This is a genomic window from Spirosoma radiotolerans, assembly GCF_000974425.1.
In the GTDB taxonomy this organism is placed as follows: Bacteria; Bacteroidota; Bacteroidia; order Cytophagales; family Spirosomataceae; genus Spirosoma; species Spirosoma radiotolerans.
In genome coordinates this window covers 4,524,013-4,543,746 of record NZ_CP010429.1, presented here as the reverse complement: position 1 = coordinate 4,543,746, position 19,734 = coordinate 4,524,013, and the positions used below count along the sequence as shown (strand labels likewise).

The following is a 19,734-nucleotide window of genomic DNA, read 5'->3' as shown; positions in this document are numbered from 1 at the left end:
AGTATTATTCAGTTTTTAAGCTTTTTACCGGATCAGTCATCGCAGCTCGTAAGGACTGCCAGCTGACCGTTAAAAAAGCTATGGAAATGGCGATGATAGCCGTGGCGATAAACATCCAGGCATTAATGCCTATTCGATACGGATAGTTGTTAAGCCATTGCTGCATGGCATACCAGGCCGCCGGAAACGCGAGAATGAACGATAGGGAAACCAACTTCAGAAAATCAGTTGATAGTAGTTGCACAATTGTCGCTACCGATGCGCCCAACACTTTCCGAATGCCAATCTCTTTGGTTCGTCGCTCGGCAGACAGGGTAGCCAACCCAAAAAGGCCGATGCATGAAATAAAAATGGTAAGGATTGCTCCGAAGAGCATCATTTGTTTCCACTTAGCCTCTGATTCATATCGCTTAAGGTTTTCCTGGTCCATAAACGCGTACGAATAAGGACTAATCGGGAATAGCTTTTTGAAGGTCTTTTCAATAAAATGAAGACTGGCCGTCTCGGTGTTGGGTTTAATTTTTATAAGCACCTTACCATAATCATTACCTAGTTTCATGGTAAATAATTGAGGCTTTATCTCCTGACTTAGCGACTCAAAATGATGGTCTTTTACAACGCCGACTACGGCATATTTTTTGTTTCTAAACCAGAAATCAACTACCTGGCCAATAGGCTGCTTCCAGCCAGCTTTTTTGACAAATGCTTCGTTTACCAGTACTGACTGGGACGAATCTGATGGAAAGACTGTGGAGAAATTTCTTCCTTTTAAAATAGGTATTTTCAAGAGGGGAAGATAGACTTCATTAACCGTTTCGTAATCAAAGTTTACTTGAGTCTCTCCGTTAATTTTAGCGGTTGTACCCCACCTGCCACCATTTTTAGGCGCAACATCAACGATGTTTTGATTTTTTACTAACTCTTCTTTCAGAAGGTTAGCTTCGCTGCGCTTTAAGTTTGCTTTATCAACTATGACCAGGTTTTTATCATTATAGCCTAAGTCTTTACTGGTCAGGTAATCAAATTGAGAATAAATAGTGAGTGACGCAATGATTAGAAAAGAGGCTAACGCAAACTGTAGCACAACTAATGACTTTTGCAGGTAGTTTTTTCCAGAAAGTTTGACGCGGCTATATAACGTTTGAACGGGACTGTAGCTTGACAAAATAAGAGCGGGGTAGAACCCGGATAGTAGGCTCGTCACCATGAATAGGAGGATGTATCCAGCAACCAGTTTGATATCAAACAAATACGAGAGTGAAAGAGCTTTATTCGCCAGTTGATTGAACGTAGGCAAGGCCAGTTCAAGTAGCATAAAAGAAAAGAGAAAGGCGGCAAAACACAGGATGAAGGATTCACCTAAAAACTGGATGATTAGTTGGGTTCTGGCCCCACCAACTACCTTTCTGACACCTATTTCCTTTGCCCGCTTCAAGGAACGGGCTACAGTTAAGTTAATAAAATTGATACAGGCAATCAGTAAAATGAACAGCGCAATACCGGATAAAATATACGAAAAGGTAGGATTACTTTCGTCAACAAGTCCGTTACTTGCTGGTAATTCTTTGCTCAGGTGCATGTCGGTAAATGGCTGCAGTGAGTAAACCGTTCTACCCGTAATGCCGAGCTTTTTAGCTACTGATTTAATGCTCTCCTGCGCGTCAGCTACATAAACCTGGTTCATTTTAGCCTCTACCATTTTTAGGTTAGCATCGGGACTAAGAATGACGAATGTATTCATGAAGACACTGAACCAATTTTCATTGTTCGCCATATCTTCATCCTTGATTACCATAGGCATAAGGATATCGAATTTAATTGACGAATTCTGCGGGCATTTTTTAGCGACTCCTGTTACGATATAAGGCTCAAATTTGTCATCGTCTTTAAAAAACAATGTCTTCCCAAGAGCATTTATGGTACCAAAATTTTTCTCTGCTACCTCTTCTGAAACTACGACCGATTTTGGGTTTTGTAGCGCAGTTTTTGGATTGCCAGTTAACAGTGGAAAGGAGAATATAGAAAAGAAACTGCTGTCTGCGAAGTGAATAAGCTGACTTTTTACCTCAGTGCCCTGTCTCATATCTTTCGTGTCTTCTCGATACCGAACGAAAGTCATTATCTCTGGTACACCCTCGTGAAACTTTGGACCGGGAAAAATGCCTGTATAAGGTTGTAAGTAATCGACTGCCCCGTTAGGCGTTAGTGATTTGCTGGTAATTCGATAAAGCGCCTGATGATGGGCATGAAAGCGGTCATAACTGACTTCATCTTTGGTATAAAGCATAATCAGCATGGCCGCTGCCAGACCTATACTCAGACCAATGATATTGATAGTCGAATACGCTTTGTTGCGAGTCAGGTTACGAAAGGCGATTTTAATATAGTTCTGTAGCATTGCAGGACTGAATAAAGGAGTTGGGGAATAGTCATTCACTTTCCGTTTCAAGGCAAAGGGCCGAATAAAACGGAGTACATTTGTCCAATAGCGACGATTTGCCCTTCGGATGCCTTCGGTTTGAAGATCCCGCACAAACCGCTCATAAAGATCGCCCTGGACTTCCTCCAGCAAGTGAGGGGCGCAGAACCATTCTAATAGCCAGTCGGCCCAGCGGGGTGGTTGGCCGTTGCCGAGAGATGTAGAATTCATATACTGATCGCTGGTAAGGCATTCGGAGAAATCGAATCCCACAACTGATTCCGCATGGACCGGATGTCGTGCAGCGCACGGCTACCCAGGGCCGTGACCGTAAACAGGCGCTTTCGCCGACCGCCCCGTTCGGCAGTCGCTTCCCCCATCTGCGACTTGAGCATGCCTTTCTCTTCCAGTCGATGCAGGGCCGCATGAACGGCACTGATGCTGACCGATCGGCCCGTTTGCCGATCCAGTTCATCGGTGATTGCCACGCCATAAGCGCTTTCGTGAAGCACCGCAACGGTCAATAAGACCACTTCTTCAAACTCACCCAGGTATGTTCGTTTCATGCCAAAAGAATAAGATTAACCTTTGTAGAACAAATGCTTTGCCAAATCATCAAATCCGGTTTTCTGATCTGGATTGGCCTGTTTTGCCCAACAGCCATTGTCCGAAATCGTACACTATTGTCCGAAGCTGAACAATCCGAACAGGAAGTGCGTAGGACTATGCACACGTGTCCGTACCTTTGCCGTCATATACAATTCTCACTACGGCTTACAGCCACCTGCTTCTATGGCTCTCAAAACGCTGGTTAAAATCTCGAATGTTACGAACCTCAGCGATGCCCGCTATTGCGCGGGGATGGGCGTCGACATGCTTGGCTTTTCGATGGATGCCGACTCGCCAGACTATGTAGCCCCAACGAAGTTTGCCGAAATAAGGGGCTGGCTTGCTGGTGTACAGATTGTTGGCGAAACCCGGTCGGTAGATCCTGAATCCATCGAGCAACTCCTGGAAACATACCGGCCCGACTTGCTACAGGTCGACGAAGCGGCTCTTCTTCCTTACCTGAGCACACTGGGTACATCCGATAGGGAACTCCGGTTCATTCTTCGGGCCGATGTCGCTCAGATGACACTCGACCAGCTTGATACCTTGCTCCAAACGGGAGCGGCCAATGCTGACTACGTACTGCTTGAGAGCAATGGACCCGTTAATATGGAGGATGAGCTGAAAACACTTCTCCAGCGGCAGACGACCCGGTATTCCATTTTGCTGGGAACGGGTATTTCTGCTGAAAATGTTCATGAACTGCTGGCAGAATTATCGGCGGTGCGCGGGATTGCCTTAAGCGGAGGCATTGAAGAACAACCGGGTAATAAAGAGTTTGGCGAGTTAATGGATATCCTCGAAGCGATAGAAGAGGAGTAAGTTTGTGGTTTATGGTACTCGGTTTATGGTTTGTGGTTTACGGTATACACATGAGCGCGTCAACACCGTAAACCGAATACTGCAAACCCAAATCCACTACTATGTATTACCTACTATCATTGAAAACATACATCCATCCATAAGCGCGTCCATTCTTCCTATTCTACTTTTGCAGGAGGTGTTCATCGGCTAGGTTTACATCGGTTTTAGACACTAGAAGCCATGAACAAACGCTTAGAACGTATTGCTGACCAGGCCCAGATTGGGGGCGTATGCGCTGGTATAGCGGATTATTTTGGAATTGACCGCACGCTGGTGCGTCTGTTATTTGTCATCGGGATTTTTCTGCCCCACTTTCCGGCGATTATCATTTATGTTATCTTGTGGATCGCATTGCCCGAGCGTCGTTCGGCTGGCTCTGTGCTTCAATCAACCGTTTACGCAAACCCTATTTTCATGAACCCTTATAATCCCAATAAACCTGCCTCGCCCGACCGGAGTCTCCTCGGTGGAGGGATTTTGATTCTCCTTGGCGTCATGTTTTTAATTGACCGCTACTTCGACATCGACTTTGGCGATTTGTGGCCCTTCATCCTGATTGCGATTGGTTTGTGGCTGATTTTTCGGGATCGTATCCGGACACCCTTCGACCCGAATCAACACGATCCCTATAAAAGTGATCCGTACAAAAACGACCCTTCTCAAAACGATCCTACTAATCCAACCAGCGGAACCTTGTAAATGATGTAGGGTGTAGGGTATATGATATAATTAATCCGACAGCGAATTATACATCATATATCCTACACCACACATCGTTTATATCCTATCCAATAAGTCTTATGCAACGAAGAAACGGGTTATTCTGGGGTATTTTTCTGCTCACGCTGGGGGTGCTTTTTCTGGCCCGGCGGGCAGGGGTTTTAGATGTAAACTGGCATTCGCTCGTTAATTTGTGGCCGGTGCTCCTCATTCTGGCTGGCGTTAATCTGATTCTGGAGCGACGCGGTAATCCGGCAGCTTTCATTACCACGGTTATGCTGGCCGTAGCGGTGCCAACAACTCTGTTTGGCTTTCTGTCGCACAACCGAGACCGCGATGAGTTTAATATGCGCTGGAATCACGATGATGACGACGATAACAATAATGAAAGCGATTCAGAGGATGACGACGATGACAGCGGTAATGCTGACAGCGATAACGATAATGAAGATGATTATCGGTCTGAACGTGATCGTCGTGATTCGGAAACGACAGAAACCCATACCAATACGTTTTCCGAATCGATGGAAGGCGACACGCGGGAAGCCGTGCTGAAATTATCGGGTGGCGCCGGGCGGTTTTTTATCAGTGAACCAACCTCCGAACTTATAAAAGCCGATACGAAGCAGACGGTTGGCACGTATTCCATGTCAGTGGACCGCGATGCAACAACGCACATTCCGACTATCGAACTAAAGCCAACAGAGGAAAAACAGAACATCGACTTAAAAGATGGTAAGTTTGAAAACCGGGTGGATGTGCACCTGAACGCAACGCCGATCTGGACAATGGATGTGGCCCTCGGCGCTGGTCAGGGCGATCTGGATCTAAGCGCTTATGCGGTCAGAAGCCTGAAACTCGGCGCCGGTGCGGCCGATCTCGATTTAAAACTGGGTGCCAAAGCTGATCAGTCCGACATAAAATTAGATGTGGGGGCCGCTTCCGTTACGGTTCGTATTCCTAAAGAAGTTGGCTGCCAGATCAGAAAAGATGGGGCGCTTAACCTGGAACAATTAGATGATTTTACCGATGTTGGCGGAGGCCAATTTGTCAGCCCTGGCTACGACACGGCCAGCAAGAAGATGACAATCCGCTTCAACGGGGGCATCTCCCGGTTTAAAGTAGTGAGGTATTAATCCGGAACTGCACAGGCAGCCCTGTGCGGTTCTGATTACAGTGATTTTCGGACGACCAGGTGGAACGGGTTCTCTACGTGTTCCACGCTGGCGTTTAAGACCAGTTGGGCGGCTGTGCGGCCCATTTGAGCAAAATCGGTGGAAATGACCGTGATGCCATCCAGTAAAAATTCCTTCAGGGGTGTGTCGTTGTAAGACAGAATACCCACTTCCTGTCCAACAATGTAAGGGGTTATTTTAATCCGTTTGATCAGCTCGACCAGATCTTCTTCCATCAGGTTAATGTATGCATGCTGGGGCTGAATTACTTCATTCTGAATGTCGTTGATCACCCGCGTTTTGAATCCATGCTCGTAACAAAACTTGTAAAACCCGTTCAGGATGGCCTTTGGGTGGTAGCTGTACGAGGGGAAGAGCATGCATAGCGTGGTATATTTTTTCAGCAACGGCAGGGCGTCCGTCAGCGCCTGGTACAGGTCTCGTTCGAAATTTTGAAAAACGGCCCCGTAACTGCCCGTTATTCCTTCCAGCAACTTATCCAGAATAACCAGTTTGTGCTTGGGCAGGCTATTGATCAGGTCATCGGCTTTTTCGCCCCCTTCAAAAAAATGCCCGATGATCACATAGTGGGTGTGGTTGCGGGCCTGCCGCTGAATCAGGTCCCTAAACAGGCGAAAATCATTGTTGTAAATAAAAAAGTCGATAGCGACGCCTGGTCCTAACAGTTCCACAAAGGAGTCGTAAATGATTTTCTTGTGGGCGCTTAACTTGTTGAATAACAGGAATATTTTTAAGTTATTTCCGGTTGGCGTATAGTTAATATAAAAGCCTTTCCCCTTAACGGCTCCAATTATTTCCTTCTCTTTCAGGAGTTCGTAGGCACGTTCTATGGTGCCTTTGGAGACATCAAATTCCGCACAAAGTTCGTGGATAGACGGGAGCTTGGCACCCGGTAGGATGTCCCGATTCTCGATACCTTCCACAATTGAGTTATAAATCTGCTGGTACTTTGGCGTGTTTGAGTAGTCGTTAATTTTAATATGGTAAAGCATGGCAAAGTAGAAATTGACATTGGGTTGACTAAAAAGTCAGTAGGCCCATGAATGTACTCTAGGTCTATAACTGCAGCGTCGTCTGCCTGTAATTTATGTGGCAGTTAACGTACTTCGCTCAATCTTATCCGAAGGTCATGATCCATAACCGACCAGATATGGAACCACTATATGTTTAAATTTATATTGAAAATACCAAGAATATTATCCAAATAATGATAGTAATGGGTATGTATAGGAAAGTTAACGGGAATGAGCTGGTAATATTTGGCTATCAAATTAGCTTTTTCCTAAGCCATTTAATTCCAGCCTATTTCACTCAATTCTGTTATACCCATGAAAAGACTCTATCAGTTAGTAGCACTAAGCATGGTAGCGGGCTCATTTACCTGCCTTGCTCAAGAGCCCAACCAAAGCCAGCAAAAAGAGCGTATACTGCCCAATGAGTTGATGGCGCTAAACGCCCTAAAGCATGTAGATAAGAGCGCAGTGGATATACCCATAACGGGTAAGGTGACGGACGAAAAAGGAGATGGCTTACCGGGTGTGAGTGTTGTTGTTAAAGGATCTACGCAGGGAGCAACAACCGATGGCGAAGGTAGCTTTCGAATTACAGTGCCCGATGCCAATGCAACCCTGGTATTCAGTTTTGTTGGGTATGGAAGGAAAGAAGTCGTGGTAGGTAACCGGACATCGCTGAATGTTGCGCTGGCGCCGGATGACCAGACGCTCAATGAGGTCGTTGTGGTAGGCTATGGTAGCCAGTTGAAAAAAGAAATAACGGGTGCTGTTCAAACGGTAAGCGCGGCAGAAATCAAAGACCTACCCGTTTCGCAGATCGGGCAAAAATTACAAGGCCGGTTGGCCGGGGTTCAAATAAACCAAACGACGGGGAAGCCCGGTCAGGGCATATCCATCCGGATTCGTGGGCAAGTGTCGGTTACGGCCGGTAGTGATCCCTTGTACGTTATTGACGGCTTCCCCATTACGGGGAATATTGCCCAGCTTAACCCCGATGAAATTGAGGACCTCACCGTGCTGAAAGATGCTGCTTCGACTTCGCTGTACGGGTCGCGGGCGGCCAATGGTGTGGTGCTGATTACCACCAAAAAAGGCAAGCCCGGCCAGACCAACATTAGTTTCAATACGTTTGCGGGTGTCCAGCAAGTACCGATGCGAGGTCGGGTTAAAATGCTGAACGCGGTTCAGTTCGCCCAGTTCAAGAAGGAATTTTACGAAGACCAGTTGCAGCCCGTGCCGGATATATTCCAAAATCCGGCTCAATACGAAGGGAAAAACAACGACTGGTACAATGCGTTGCTTCGGGTAGCGCCTATTCAGAGTTATAATTTGAGTATATCAAACAACACAGAACGGTCGAATACGTCTTTAGTCGCGGGTGTATTTAATCAGGATGGGGTTGTTCTGAATAATAAGTATAAGCGGTATTCCCTGCGGATGAATTCGAATTATAATTTATCGAAGAGCGTGACGGTTGGCTTCAACGCAGCGCCGTCTTACGTGTTCGATAATACACCCCGAACCGACGGCGACCGGGGAACTGGAATTCTGTTCAATGCGCTGCATACCTGGCCGATTATGCCCATTTATGACGCCAATGGCCAATTGACCAAATACAACACATTGCCAAGTAGTACAGGTAACATTTTCAATTACCCGAACTGGGTGCGTGCCGCGAACGAATTGGTCAACGAGACCCGGAACACGAATCTATTGGCCAATGCATACATTCAATATCGGCCCATCAGCGGATTGACACTTAAATCGACTATTAACATTGAATACCTGAACTCCAAGTTTTTCTACTTCAATCCGTCGACCGCAACGAGTGCCATCAATGTTCCGATACCAACAACGGCCTCGTCGACCCGGCAAAGTCTGGAAAACGTGTCCTGGCTGAACGAAAACCTGGCGACCTACTCACGGAGTTTCAACGACCATAATTTTGAACTGCTGGCAGGCTTTACGAACCAGAAATTCCGGCAGGAGTTTACCCGGATTTCGGCCAATACCTATGCCGATGACCGGCTTCCAACGATCCAGGGAGCGCTCAATATCGATCGGGCAGGCACTCCCGCTAATACACGGAACGATATTCAGCAGTGGACTCTGACATCTTATCTTTCCCGCTTAACGTATAACTACAAAGGAAAATATTTATTCACTGCGGCCATACGGGCCGACGGTTCTTCCCGATTTGGGGCCAACAACCAATTCGGTACATTCCCCTCAGCGTCAGTAGGATGGGTTGTATCGGATGAAAACTTTCTCAAATCAACACCGCAGGTTTCGTTTGCCAAAATCCGGGCCAGCTATGGGGTAATTGGAAATAACAACATTGGTAACTACACTTCCTACGCGCTGGTCAATAACACGACGAATGCGGTCTTTGGCAGCAACGTCGCTACGGGAGCCGTTGTAACATCGCTGGCCAACCCTAATTTAGGCTGGGAAACGACCAAACAGTTTGATGTCGGCCTTGACCTGGGGCTGTTTAACGATCGGATTCAGTTCGTTTATGACTTCTACACCAAACGAACCACGAATCTGCTGTATGCCGTACAAATTCCACAGGAATCCGGCTTTACCAATTATAACGACAACATTGGCGAGATTAAGTTCTGGGGCCATGAGTTCTCGTTGACCACCAAAAATACGACGGGTCGGTTAAAATGGACGACCAACGCCAATATCTCCTTCAACCGCAATGTAGTTGTCTCTCTGGCACCCGGTATCGATCGGGTATATGGTGGCACGGGTTTCCACATTACACAAGTTGGTAAGCCCTTCGGTCAGTTCTATGGTTTGGTCAAAGAAGGGTATTATCAAACGGCAGAAGAGTTGCGGACATCGCCTGTTATTCCAGGGCGGTCGGCCATTGGCACAATCAAGTTCAAGGATGTAAACGGCGATGGCATCATTACGAACGGTGGTGACATGGACGACCGGACCATTCTGGGTAGTCCATTTCCCAAGTTTACTTACGGGATTACAAACGACCTGAAATACGGCAATTTCGACTTCTCGATTACCGGTTCCGGGTCCTATGGCAATCAGTTGTGGGTACGCCACTTATATAGCACCGCAAACCTGGACGGGGTTTTCAACATGGTTGAGGGCGTAAAAGATCGCTTCCGTGTTCAGAACACGCAGGTTGTCAATAATGGCATCACGACAAATGTGGCCACCACAGTGATTACACCCGGAGCCGGTCAGTTTGGCGCAACCAATAATGGGGGGAACTTTACGGGTATCGAGCGCGACTGGCACAGTTCGCAGTTCCTGGCCGATGCGTCGTTTTTTACCATCAAAAACATAACCGTAGGCTATAGTTTCGGTCCGTTGAACAAGTTCTTCAAATCGGCCCGGCTCTATGCGTCTGTACAGCAGGTGTACATATTTACGAAGTACTGGGGCGGGCCAAACCCGGAAACCAGTGGAAACGCAGCCGGAGATGGACCCGGAGACAATTTGAGCCAGGGTGTTGATTATTCCAACTATCCGGTCCCACGTACGTACACGGCCGGGATCAACCTGAACTTCTAAGCCAGCAAGCTTATCAAACTCATTTTCAACATTCTTATTTCCTATATAGAATGAAAACAAGACTTATTGCTACCTGGTTGTTAGGCATTGCGCTAACCGGTTGCCAGAAAGATTTTTTGACTGTAATCCCGGAAACGGCCTTGAGTTCGGCCACCTTCTTCAAAACAGAAGCTGATTTCCAGCAAGCCGTCAACGGCGCGTATGTGCCGTTTCGACAGATGTATAACGAACGGGCATGGGTGCTGGAAGAAATGCACTCCGACAATACTTATTACGCCCGAAATACACTGTATGGTGCCGTTGACCCAACGGAGAATGTAGCTGATTTTGCCGTTCCGACGGCCAATGGCGTTACGGCAAATGATAACGTTTTGCAGCAGTTTCGCCTGAATTACGTCGTTATTTCGCGCGCCAACCAAATCCTGTCACTAATCGATGGGACCGGCATCACGTTTACCAGTGAGGCAATCAAAAATAATATCAAGGGCCAGGCCTTATTTCTGAGAGCCTTTTCCTACTTCGATCTGGTTCGCTTGTTCGGTAAAGTGCCGTTGCATTTAACGCCGGTTACGGGCCGCGAAGATGCCGCCTTGCCCTTGTCCTCAACGGAGGAAATTTATGCTCAGATTGAGAAAGATGCGTTGGCCGCCAGTACCGCTCTGCCTAATAAAGCTACTCAGGAGGCCGGTCGGGCTACGTCGGGAGCGGCTAAAACGCTGCTGGCGAATTTATACATTACGCAGAAGAAATGGGCGCAAGCTGAACCCGTACTGAGAGATGTGATCACTAAGGACGGGTATTCACTGATGCCTGATTATAATGACGCGTTTTCGTATACCAATACAAATAAAAACAATGCGGAGTCGGTGTTTGAGATTCAGTATCTGGAAGGTTCGGCTGGGTATAATGGAAATCAGATCTACCGTTTTCTGCCATCGCCTATTACCGCAGCCGAGATTGCCCCTATCGTGGGTACGTCAAATCCACAGCCGACCTCCCAGGAGAGCAATAATATTCCTACACCAGATCTTATTGCAGCCTATGAATCGGGTGACAAACGGAAAGATATTTCGATTGGAACCGTTACGTTGAGTACTAGCCTTCGGGCTGAGAAGAAGTACCCATATATTAAAAAATACGCACGGCCGCACGCCCTCAACAACAACACGGGTCAAAACTGGCCGGTATATCGCTACGCCGAAGTGCTTCTCTTTATGGCCGAAGCCTTGAATGAGCAGGGGAAAGCGGGAGAAGCGGCTGGTCACCTAAACAAGGTGCGGGACCGTGCGGGGCTGGCACCAACGAAAGCATCGTCGCAGGCCGATATGCGGGAAGCCATCTTCAGAGAAAGACGGGTTGAACTGGCTTTTGAAAACAAACGCTGGTTTGATCTGACCAGAACGGGTCGCGTGAAGGAGATCATTGGGGCTTATGGCGCTAAAGTGAAAGCCAATCCAGCCGACTACTATTTCCCGGCTGGAGCCGTTCCGCCACCGAATGCCTTTACAGTTCTGGACGATTATTATGGACTTCCTGCCGTTGAGTCGGCCCTGACGCCTTATTTCTAATCATAGGCCGATGTTGATGTGGGGTCAGTTTCTTAAAACTGACAAGCGAGGTTTCTTAAAACCGAAGCAATCAACTAAGGAGGTTTTGAGAATCGTAACGGCGCACCGTCCTCGTCTGTCGGGTTTAAGAACCCAACGCATACGCAAGCAATTTTATGTATAGCGAAACGGACGCTTTTGAGCCGGAAGGGAAATGAAAATCAAGTTCTTTTTTATGTTTAATGTAGGTTGGTAATAATGAATCAATAGAAGCAGAATCGTTTCGGCTCTGCTTCTTTTCTTTCGTTTATCAGCCAAGAATGGGTCGGTATATTGCCCTGTTTATGTGCTTTATACCAAGAAGTATACGCCTGATTGTTATCCGACATGCCATTCATGGGGCATTGCTACAAACTTACTTACTCAATAGAATTATGTTCTACAAACCAGCCAAACTACTTTTAGTCGTTGCTGCGTTCGCTCTGATCGGAACGTCCTGGATTAGTATGCAGGGTGCAAATTCGATAAATCCGGTTGCTGATAACCCCAAAATCGACAAGCTGAAATTACTGCCCGGCTTTAAAGCAGAGCACTTATACAGTCCCTCCGACAACAAAGAGGGTTCCTGGGTAGCAATGGCGTTTGATGACAAAGGCCGCATGATCACCTCTGATCAATATGGCTTTTTGTATCGGCTCGAACTGCCGCCAATTGGTTCGGGTTCATCGCAGCCCAAAATAGAAAAACTGAAAGTGGGTGTTGTTCAACCCGGCGATACAACGGTGGTTATGGGCTATGCACAGGGCTTGCTGTATGCTTTCAATAGCCTCTACGTGATGGTGAATAACTGGCAAAATAAAAAATTCGATAAGGGAAGCGGGCTCTATCGGCTGCAGGACACCGATGGCGACGACCAGTTCGACAAGGTAACCTTACTGAAAGCCCTGAAAGGTGAACCGGGCGAACATGGGCCCCACAGTATAAAACTCTCGCCCGATAAGAAATCGATATACGTCATTGCCGGTAACCATACCGATGTGCCGGAAATGGACGCCTACCGTCTGCCATCCAACTGGAAAGAAGATAACCTGTTTCCGCAGATAAAGGACCCTCGTGGCCACGCCAATAACCGAATGGCCCCCGGTGGCTGGATCGCTAATATTGATCCGGAAGGAAAGCGGTGGGAACTAATAGGCGCTGGTTTTCGGAATGCGTTCGATATTGCCTTCAACGAAGCTGGTGATATGTTTGCCTATGATTCGGACATGGAGTGGGATTTTGGTCTGCCCTGGTATCGGCCTACCCGCATCTGCCACGTGCCTAGTGGTGCTGAGTTTGGCTGGCGGACAGGCAATGGCAAATGGCTCCCCGGCAACCCTGACAATCTGCCACCAGTCCTGAACATTGGTCAGGGCTCACCAACGAACCTTGTCTTCGGCGAAAATGCCCGCTTCCCGGAACGCTATCGTCAATCGCTGTTTGCCTTCGACTGGAGCTTCGGAATTATATATTCGATTAAATTGAAACCTAAAGGCGCATCGTATGAGGCCGAACGCGAAGAGTTTATCTCAGGATCACCACTTCCACTAACAGACGGGATGTTCGGCCCCGATGGCGCGCTGTATTTCCTGACGGGCGGGCGTCGGCTGGAGTCGGATCTGTACCGGATCACCTATACAGGCACCGAGTCGGTAACGCCTGTTGCCAAAGCTCCTGTGTTGACGAAAGAGCATCAGCTCAGAACCCAACTGGAACAGTATCATCAGGGGGCAAACCCGGCCGCTGTTGCCGCTGCCTGGCCTAACCTGAATCATCCCGATCGTTTTGTGCGGTATGCTGCCCGGATTGCTGTTGAACACCAGCCGGTAGCCCAATGGCAAAACAAGGTATTTACCGAGACCGATCCACAACGCTTAACGCAAGCCGCTATCGCGTTGGCCCGGCAAGGCGATGCCGCGCAGAAAAGTAAATTGCTGAATGCGCTGGTCACGATAAAATACGATCAGTTGCCGGAGTCGCAGCAGTTTGACCTGTGTCGCGCATTCGAACTGGTTTTCCTGCGGATGGGCATGCCTGAGGGAGCCGATAAAGAAAAAGTAATTGCCTACCTGAACCCGCATTATCCAGCAAAAACTGCCCTGATGAACCGGGGTCTTAGCAAGGTCCTGATTGCGCTCGAAGCTCCGGGTGTGGTCACGAAGACGCTGGCGTTGATGGACATCAAAGATGAACCGGGAAGTAAAGACCTGGGCCTCGAAACTAGTACGGCATCTTCCGATCTTATTCTGCGCAATCCACAATACGGGCTTGACATCGCCAGTATGCTGGCCAAAGTGCCGCCCCTGCAACAGACATTCTATGCCGTTATGCTTAGCCGGGAAGATACGGGCTGGACGCCGGAACTTCGGGCAAAATACTTCTCCTGGTTCGGCAACGCATTCAAATATCAGGGCGGTCGCAGCTATGTTGGCTTCATTGACAGAGCCCGCAAACTGGCGTTGAACCACGTACCAAAAGATCAGTTTGAGAAATACAACAAATTGTCGGGAGCCGATCTGCTATCAGCATCGGGCAACGATTTTGTGAGCGACTACGCTCCCAAAGGTCCCGGTCGGCCGTGGAAACTGGACAACGCGGTAGCGGTGCTCGATAGTGGATCGACAAGCCGGAGCTTTGACACTGGGAAGAAAATCTACTCGGCCATTTTGTGTAGCCGTTGCCATTCGATGGGCGGCCAGGGGGGCGATATTGGGCCCGACCTGACCCAGCTTGGCACTCGGTTTTCCAATAAAGATATACTGGAAGCCATCATTTACCCCGACAAAGCCATCTCAGATCAGTATGTGTCTACCATTTTCACGCTGAAAAACGGGGAGTCTGTACTGGGTCGTCTGGTTAACGAAGACAAAGGAAGTTATTCGATTTCTCAGAATCCGTTTGCCCCAGATCAGCTACGTAAAGTGGCCAAGAAAGACGTCGTTTCGAAGAAAAACTCTACCGTCTCCATTATGTTGCCGGGCCTGATCAACAGCCTGAATCCCGACGAGCTGAAAGACCTAGTTGCCTACCTGAAATCGGGTGGTAATCAGAACAACGAAGTGTATAAAGCCGCTAGTGGCGGATCGAAAGGGAAATAACATGTAAGTGGTGGTGCGGCATTCCCACATCCTGCCCGCCTGGGCATGGGTTTTTATGACCAGGCGGGCAGGATATCCACCCTACTAAAACAAATTCACAGAATGAAAAAAATCAGCATCAGCGTTATGCATTTTGGGCTTATGTTGGCCGTTGCCATGACGGCTAGCCTAGGAACGTCCTGCGTGGCACAGAAGAAAGATAAAGACGGGTTTGTTCAGATATTCGATGGCAAAACGCTAAAGGGTTGGGACGGCGACCCGACGTACTGGCGGGTGGAGAATGGTAATTTAGTCGGTGAGATTACCCCAACGACGCTTCTGAAGACCAACAACTTTATCATTTGGCGCGGTGGTGAGCCGGGCGATTTTGAGTTCAAAGGGGAGTTTAACATTACCAGCGAAGGAAATTCCGGTATCAACTACCGCAGCGATCAATTGACCGATGTGCCCTTCGCTCTTCGCGGGTATCAGGCCGACATTGATGGTAAGAATCGCTACACCGGACAGAACTACGAGGAGCGCAAGCGGACAACGCTGGCTTACCGGGGGCAGAAAACAACCATTCCACCCTACACCGGTGCCGCCACACCCGAAGCTGTTCGGGCCAACGTGAAAAATAATGCCTGGGGCGGACTGACCGTGACTGGCTCACTGGGAAATTCGGACTCGCTCAAAACAAAAATCAAAGCTGAAGACTGGAATACATTTCGGTTAGTGATAAAAGGGAATCGGTTGCAGCATTACATTAACGATGTACTCATGAGCGAAGTCACAGACGAGGATACCGTTAATGGCAAAGCTAAGGGTCTGATGGGTGTACAGGTACACGTTGGTCCACCCATGAAAGTGCAATACCGCAACCTGATGCTGAAGCAGTTATAGTTTGTGGTTGGCAGTATTGTGGTTTACGGTTGGCTGACGCATGCGTAATGCTTCCGCCGATCTGCCGGTGCGGTAAACAATCACAAACCACATACCACCAACCGTAAACTACAAACTGTAAACGATAAACTGTTAACCACCCAACTACCCTTGGCTCAACAACCCTGGACAGATAAAGTCACGAATCCGGCTCAAGTAGGCGGAATTGAAACGTCCATACTGGACAATGGAACGGGTCGCGGGACGCGCATCGCCTGGATCAATACCGGAACGGGCCTCCGTTATAAAGTGGTCATTGATCGGGCGATGGACATCGCTGATGCTTTCTTTAACCAACACAGCCTCGCCTGGCTCAGTCACACGGGGATTACCCCGCCCCAACCTTTTTCAGATAAGGGTGCTGACTGGCTCCGGACATTTGGGGGTGGTCTGCTGATTACCTGTGGGCTGTCGCATGTGGGTGGTCCTGAGCAGGATGCCTATGGCGAACGGGGATTGCATGGGCAGATAAGCAACAGCCCCGCCGAAATCGAATCCATTATTCAACCCGATCTGCTGACAGGCCAACTCGAAATGAGTATCACCGGTCGGATAAAGGAGACGAAGATATTTGGCCCCAGCCTTGAACTGAAACGGACGATTTCGGGCACCTTAGGGCAACCCTTCATTCGGATTCACGACGAGGTTATCAACCGGGGCAACACACCCATGCCACACATGTTGCTCTACCACTTTAATTTCGGTTGGCCATTGGTCGACGAAGGCACGGATATTATCTGGCAGGGAGACTGGAAAGCTCGTGAAGGCGGTATCAATGCCGACATCTTTCATGAAGGCAATGATTTTCGTAAATGTCCGGCTCCTTTAGTTACGCACAACGGCACGGGTGAAGCCGTCGCATCGATCGATGCGGCTCCCGATAGTTCTGGTTTGTGTACGGCTGGCCTGCACAATGAGAAGCTGGAAATTGCCATGGCGTTGCGGTTTCGCAAAGACCAACTGCCCTGGTTGATCAACTGGCAACACTGGGGAAAAGGGGAATACGTGACGGGCCTCGAACCGGCAACCAATCCGCTGATTGGTCAGGCTAAAGCGCGTGAACAAAAGGAACTCCTGTTTCTGGCGCCCGGAGAAACCCGATCCTACGATCTGGAAATTGAAATTTTACATGAGAAAGCCGCTCTTACTGACTTTCTGACAAAACATCGCTAGCTGATTACTAATAAAACCCTGTATGGAAACAACGTCAACATTTAGTTTGATAGAAAAAGCATTGGAACAAGGGCAGGGCGTCCTGCGGTTAACCCCGACCTGGGTTCCCCGGTCATTTTGTGTACCTGGCCGCCGAATCAAACTACACCCCGACGATTATTATGTGCTGGGGGGCGAACGGGGCGGTATTGATGAGCGCTGGTTCTCGTCGACGACACCCGCTAAAAATGGCCCTTTAACTGGTGAAAATGAAGGCTTAAGCCATGTTGTCTTCAACGATGGGGGAGCTGAGGTTCAGTTCTTGCTGAAAGATGCCGTGAATGAATTGAAAGGCGAACTGATCGGCGACCGGTTGTGGAACGAGTACGGCGCCTGGCCGATGTACTCTAAGTTTTTCGATAACATGGGTCCTTTGCCGCACCACCTGCACCATAATGATGAGCAGGCGGCCCTGATTGGCCAGTTAGGAAAACCCGAAGCCTATTATTTCCCGCCCCAGGTCAATAACCACGGTGGCGATTTTCCTTATACATTTTTTGGTATCGCTCCCGGCACTACAAAAGAGCAAATCAAAGAATGTCTGCAAAACTTCACCAAAGGCGATAACAAGATCACGAATTATTCGTCGGCCTATCGACTGGAACCGGGAACGGGTTGGGACGTGCCGCCGGGATTGCTTCACGCGCCGGGTAGCCTGTGTACCTACGAGCCTCAGAAAGCCTCTGACGTGTTCGCCATGTACCAGTCGCTGGTGAACGAAGCCATTATTCCGGAAGAATTGCTTTGGAATGGGACACCCAAAGACCGCATTGGCGATTTTGACCAACTCATGGAAGCCATCGACTGGGATCTGAACGTTGACCCGCAGATGATGGCCAATCGGTTTATGAAACCCCTGCCCGTACGGCCGCTTGAGGAAATGGAAGGCTATATCGAAAACTGGGTTTGTTATAAGTCCGACGCGTTCAGTGCCAAAGAGCTTACTGTTTTTCCCGGCCAGACCGTAACCATCAAAGACAGTGCTGCCTACGGCCTGATTATGATGCAGGGCCATGGTAAATTAAACGACTGGCACATCGAAACCCCCGCTTTGATTCGATACGGTCAATTGACGAATGACGAATTTTTTGTGAGCGAAAAAGCGGCCATGACGGGCGTCACCATCGTAAATGCCTCAACAACGGACCCCATTGTAATGCTGAAACACTTTGGTCCGGGCAACCCTGACTTAGTGTTGTAAACGAGTTTATAGATTTACGGTTTGTCGTTTACGGTTGTGCATCTGTGGCCTGCGCTTTGTCCGTGTCATCACGGGCCATAGTCGCGTCAGCAATCACAAACGACAAACTAAACATCCTCATTCGCGGAATAAGACCGAAACTGTTGCTGACGCTAAAGTGGCCCGTGAAAACACGGGTCACGGATAATGAGACAGACCACGGATATGCAACTGTAACGACAAACCGCCAAGAACCAAAAACCGCAAACGACCAACCACAATCTGTAACCTACAAACCAATCCCTCATGAACGAGAATAACTATCCCAAACTCCACAATGCGACCTGGCCCGGTATTGTCGGTAAAGGTCCGGATTCAGAGCCACCCATTCCGTTTGATACGATGCTCGAAATGACGGCTGCCGCGGAGGTAGACGGTGTCAAATTCGACGGTATTGATATTGGTCTTCTTGACCCGCACATTAACATTGACAGCACGGACGATGACATCAAACGCCTGGTGGATAAGGTATCGGGTTATGACCTTGAAATTGGTTCGCTGGTAGCTCCCATCTGGGCAGGTTCGGCAATGGGCAGTAAAGAAGAACGGGCTACGTTTGTCGAAATGGTACGCAAAGCCTGTCACTTCGGGCAGCGGCTACGCGAATTGGGTATTCGGCCAAGTGGCATTGTCCGCATTGATTCGTCCAGCTCGCCCCAGGCCTGGGATGCCGATCCCGAAGGGAACTCCAAAATCATTGCCCAAACGTTTCGTGAAGCCTGCGATGTAGCCGCTGATTTTGGTGAGAAGCTGGCCGCTGAAGGCGAAATCTGCTGGGGCGGAATGCAGAGCTGGAAAACCATGCTTGAAACGCTGGAAGCGGTCGATCGCCCAAATATGGGTTTTCAGGCCGATATGGCCCATACCTTGTTGTACACATTGGGCTACAACCGTGAGCAAGATCGTATTTTGCCCCCTGACTTTGACTGGAGTGACCGGAAAACACTGGAGGAAGCCCTTAAAACAATAACAAAAGCCCTGCGTCCATGGACAATCGACTTCCACGTGGCGCAAAATGACGGTACGGTATTCGGTTCCGGATCGCACGATAAGACCGGTCGGCATTGCCAGGCTTTAGACCCAAACGGTAAACTCGATGTCGTTCATGATGCTGGGTATTGGCTGCGCGACGAAAATGGGGTACTCACCAAAGCCTTTAAGCACATTTGTTGGGATGGTTGTATGTTTCCCAATTCCGTAATGAATAACCAGCAAACCTGGAATGACATTCTGGGGACGATGATCAAGGTGCGGAACGAACATGGCTGGCGTGAATAGTCGGTAAACCGAATACCCTAAACTGAATACCC

At 48.6% G+C, this 19,734-nt stretch carries 13 protein-coding genes; 10 read left to right on the top strand and 3 right to left on the bottom strand.

Translation table 11 applies throughout. The features are described from left to right. Positions 1-4 precede the first annotated feature (4 nt). Together SD10_RS18485 and SD10_RS18480 are read right to left on the bottom strand one after the other, a co-directional pair. Positions 5-2,650: an ABC transporter permease gene (locus SD10_RS18485; RefSeq protein ID WP_082111633.1), complete on the bottom strand. Its 2,646-nt coding sequence runs from the start codon at positions 2,648-2,650 to the stop codon at positions 5-7. Beyond that, on the bottom strand, positions 2,647-2,985 hold the full coding sequence (locus tag SD10_RS18480; protein WP_046575774.1) for a PadR family transcriptional regulator: 339 nt from the start codon (positions 2,983-2,985) through the stop codon (positions 2,647-2,649). The genes SD10_RS18485 and SD10_RS18480 overlap by 4 nt, the downstream gene beginning before the upstream one ends. Positions 2,986-3,211: 226 nt before the next feature. Between SD10_RS18480 and trpF the strand changes: the two genes are divergently transcribed. The 3 genes from trpF to SD10_RS18465 all read left to right on the top strand — a co-directional run bounded on the left by trpF (position 3,212) and on the right by SD10_RS18465 (position 5,748). Continuing rightward, on the top strand, positions 3,212-3,850 hold the full coding sequence (gene trpF, locus SD10_RS18475) for a phosphoribosylanthranilate isomerase (RefSeq protein WP_046575773.1): 639 nt from the start codon (positions 3,212-3,214) through the stop codon (positions 3,848-3,850). 222 nt (positions 3,851-4,072) lie between these two features. Next, complete coding sequence (locus SD10_RS18470; RefSeq protein ID WP_046575772.1) at positions 4,073-4,591, top strand: PspC domain-containing protein; 519 nt, start codon at positions 4,073-4,075, stop codon at positions 4,589-4,591. Between the two features lie 101 nt (positions 4,592-4,692). After that, complete coding sequence (locus SD10_RS18465) at positions 4,693-5,748, top strand: LiaI-LiaF-like domain-containing protein (protein ID WP_046575770.1); 1,056 nt, start codon at positions 4,693-4,695, stop codon at positions 5,746-5,748. Positions 5,749-5,783: 35 nt separating this feature from the next. Here SD10_RS18465 and SD10_RS18460 read toward each other — a convergent pair whose 3' ends face one another. Further along, positions 5,784-6,800, bottom strand: a complete 1,017-nt coding sequence (locus tag SD10_RS18460) for a GntR family transcriptional regulator (protein WP_046575769.1) — start codon at positions 6,798-6,800, stop codon at positions 5,784-5,786. Positions 6,801-7,250: 450 nt separating this feature from the next. Between SD10_RS18460 and SD10_RS18455 the strand changes: the two genes are divergently transcribed. The 7 genes from SD10_RS18455 to SD10_RS18425 all read left to right on the top strand — a co-directional run bounded on the left by SD10_RS18455 (position 7,251) and on the right by SD10_RS18425 (position 19,702). Continuing rightward, positions 7,251-10,367 carry a SusC/RagA family TonB-linked outer membrane protein gene (locus SD10_RS18455; RefSeq protein ID WP_394330475.1) on the top strand — a complete coding sequence of 1,039 codons (3,117 nt, stop codon included), beginning with the start codon at positions 7,251-7,253 and terminating at the stop codon, positions 10,365-10,367. Positions 10,368-10,417: 50 nt separating this feature from the next. Next, positions 10,418-11,935 (top strand): RagB/SusD family nutrient uptake outer membrane protein, encoded by a 1,518-nt coding sequence (locus SD10_RS18450; protein WP_046575764.1) that lies wholly within the window; start codon positions 10,418-10,420, stop codon positions 11,933-11,935. A gap of 413 nt (positions 11,936-12,348) precedes the next feature. Then, positions 12,349-15,051, top strand: coding sequence for a c-type cytochrome (locus SD10_RS18445; RefSeq protein WP_046575763.1), 2,703 nt, complete (start codon positions 12,349-12,351; stop codon positions 15,049-15,051). A gap of 126 nt (positions 15,052-15,177) precedes the next feature. Next, positions 15,178-15,933 carry a 3-keto-disaccharide hydrolase gene (locus SD10_RS18440; protein ID WP_394330474.1) on the top strand — a complete coding sequence of 252 codons (756 nt, stop codon included), beginning with the start codon at positions 15,178-15,180 and terminating at the stop codon, positions 15,931-15,933. A 150-nt stretch (positions 15,934-16,083) separates the two neighbouring features. Next, positions 16,084-17,145 (top strand): aldose 1-epimerase family protein, encoded by a 1,062-nt coding sequence (locus SD10_RS18435; protein WP_046575761.1) that lies wholly within the window; start codon positions 16,084-16,086, stop codon positions 17,143-17,145. Positions 17,146-17,167: 22 nt separating this feature from the next. Further along, the gene (locus tag SD10_RS18430; RefSeq protein WP_046575760.1) at positions 17,168-18,385 is read left to right on the top strand and encodes a class I mannose-6-phosphate isomerase; all 1,218 of its coding nucleotides are present in this window, start codon (positions 17,168-17,170) and stop codon (positions 18,383-18,385) included. A gap of 285 nt (positions 18,386-18,670) precedes the next feature. Further along, positions 18,671-19,702: a sugar phosphate isomerase/epimerase family protein gene (locus tag SD10_RS18425; RefSeq protein ID WP_046575759.1), complete on the top strand. Its 1,032-nt coding sequence runs from the start codon at positions 18,671-18,673 to the stop codon at positions 19,700-19,702. Positions 19,703-19,734: the final 32 nt, after the last annotated feature.

Excerpts from the sequence above, each read along its gene's own strand:
- SD10_RS18485 (WP_082111633.1), bottom strand. The coding sequence starts at position 2,650 with ATGAATTCTACATCTCTCGGCAACGGCCAACCACCCCGCTGGGCCGAC.
- SD10_RS18480 (WP_046575774.1), bottom strand. The coding sequence starts at position 2,985 with ATGAAACGAACATACCTGGGTGAGTTTGAAGAAGTGGTCTTATTGACC.
- trpF (WP_046575773.1), top strand. The coding sequence starts at position 3,212 with ATGGCTCTCAAAACGCTGGTTAAAATCTCGAATGTTACGAACCTCAGC.
- SD10_RS18470 (WP_046575772.1), top strand. The coding sequence starts at position 4,073 with ATGAACAAACGCTTAGAACGTATTGCTGACCAGGCCCAGATTGGGGGC.
- SD10_RS18465 (WP_046575770.1), top strand. The coding sequence starts at position 4,693 with ATGCAACGAAGAAACGGGTTATTCTGGGGTATTTTTCTGCTCACGCTG.
- SD10_RS18460 (WP_046575769.1), bottom strand. The coding sequence starts at position 6,800 with ATGCTTTACCATATTAAAATTAACGACTACTCAAACACGCCAAAGTAC.
- SD10_RS18455 (WP_394330475.1), top strand. The coding sequence starts at position 7,251 with ATGGCGCTAAACGCCCTAAAGCATGTAGATAAGAGCGCAGTGGATATA.
- SD10_RS18450 (WP_046575764.1), top strand. The coding sequence starts at position 10,418 with ATGAAAACAAGACTTATTGCTACCTGGTTGTTAGGCATTGCGCTAACC.
- SD10_RS18445 (WP_046575763.1), top strand. The coding sequence starts at position 12,349 with ATGTTCTACAAACCAGCCAAACTACTTTTAGTCGTTGCTGCGTTCGCT.
- SD10_RS18440 (WP_394330474.1), top strand. The coding sequence starts at position 15,178 with ATGCATTTTGGGCTTATGTTGGCCGTTGCCATGACGGCTAGCCTAGGA.
- SD10_RS18430 (WP_046575760.1), top strand. The coding sequence starts at position 17,168 with ATGGAAACAACGTCAACATTTAGTTTGATAGAAAAAGCATTGGAACAA.
- SD10_RS18425 (WP_046575759.1), top strand. The coding sequence starts at position 18,671 with ATGAACGAGAATAACTATCCCAAACTCCACAATGCGACCTGGCCCGGT.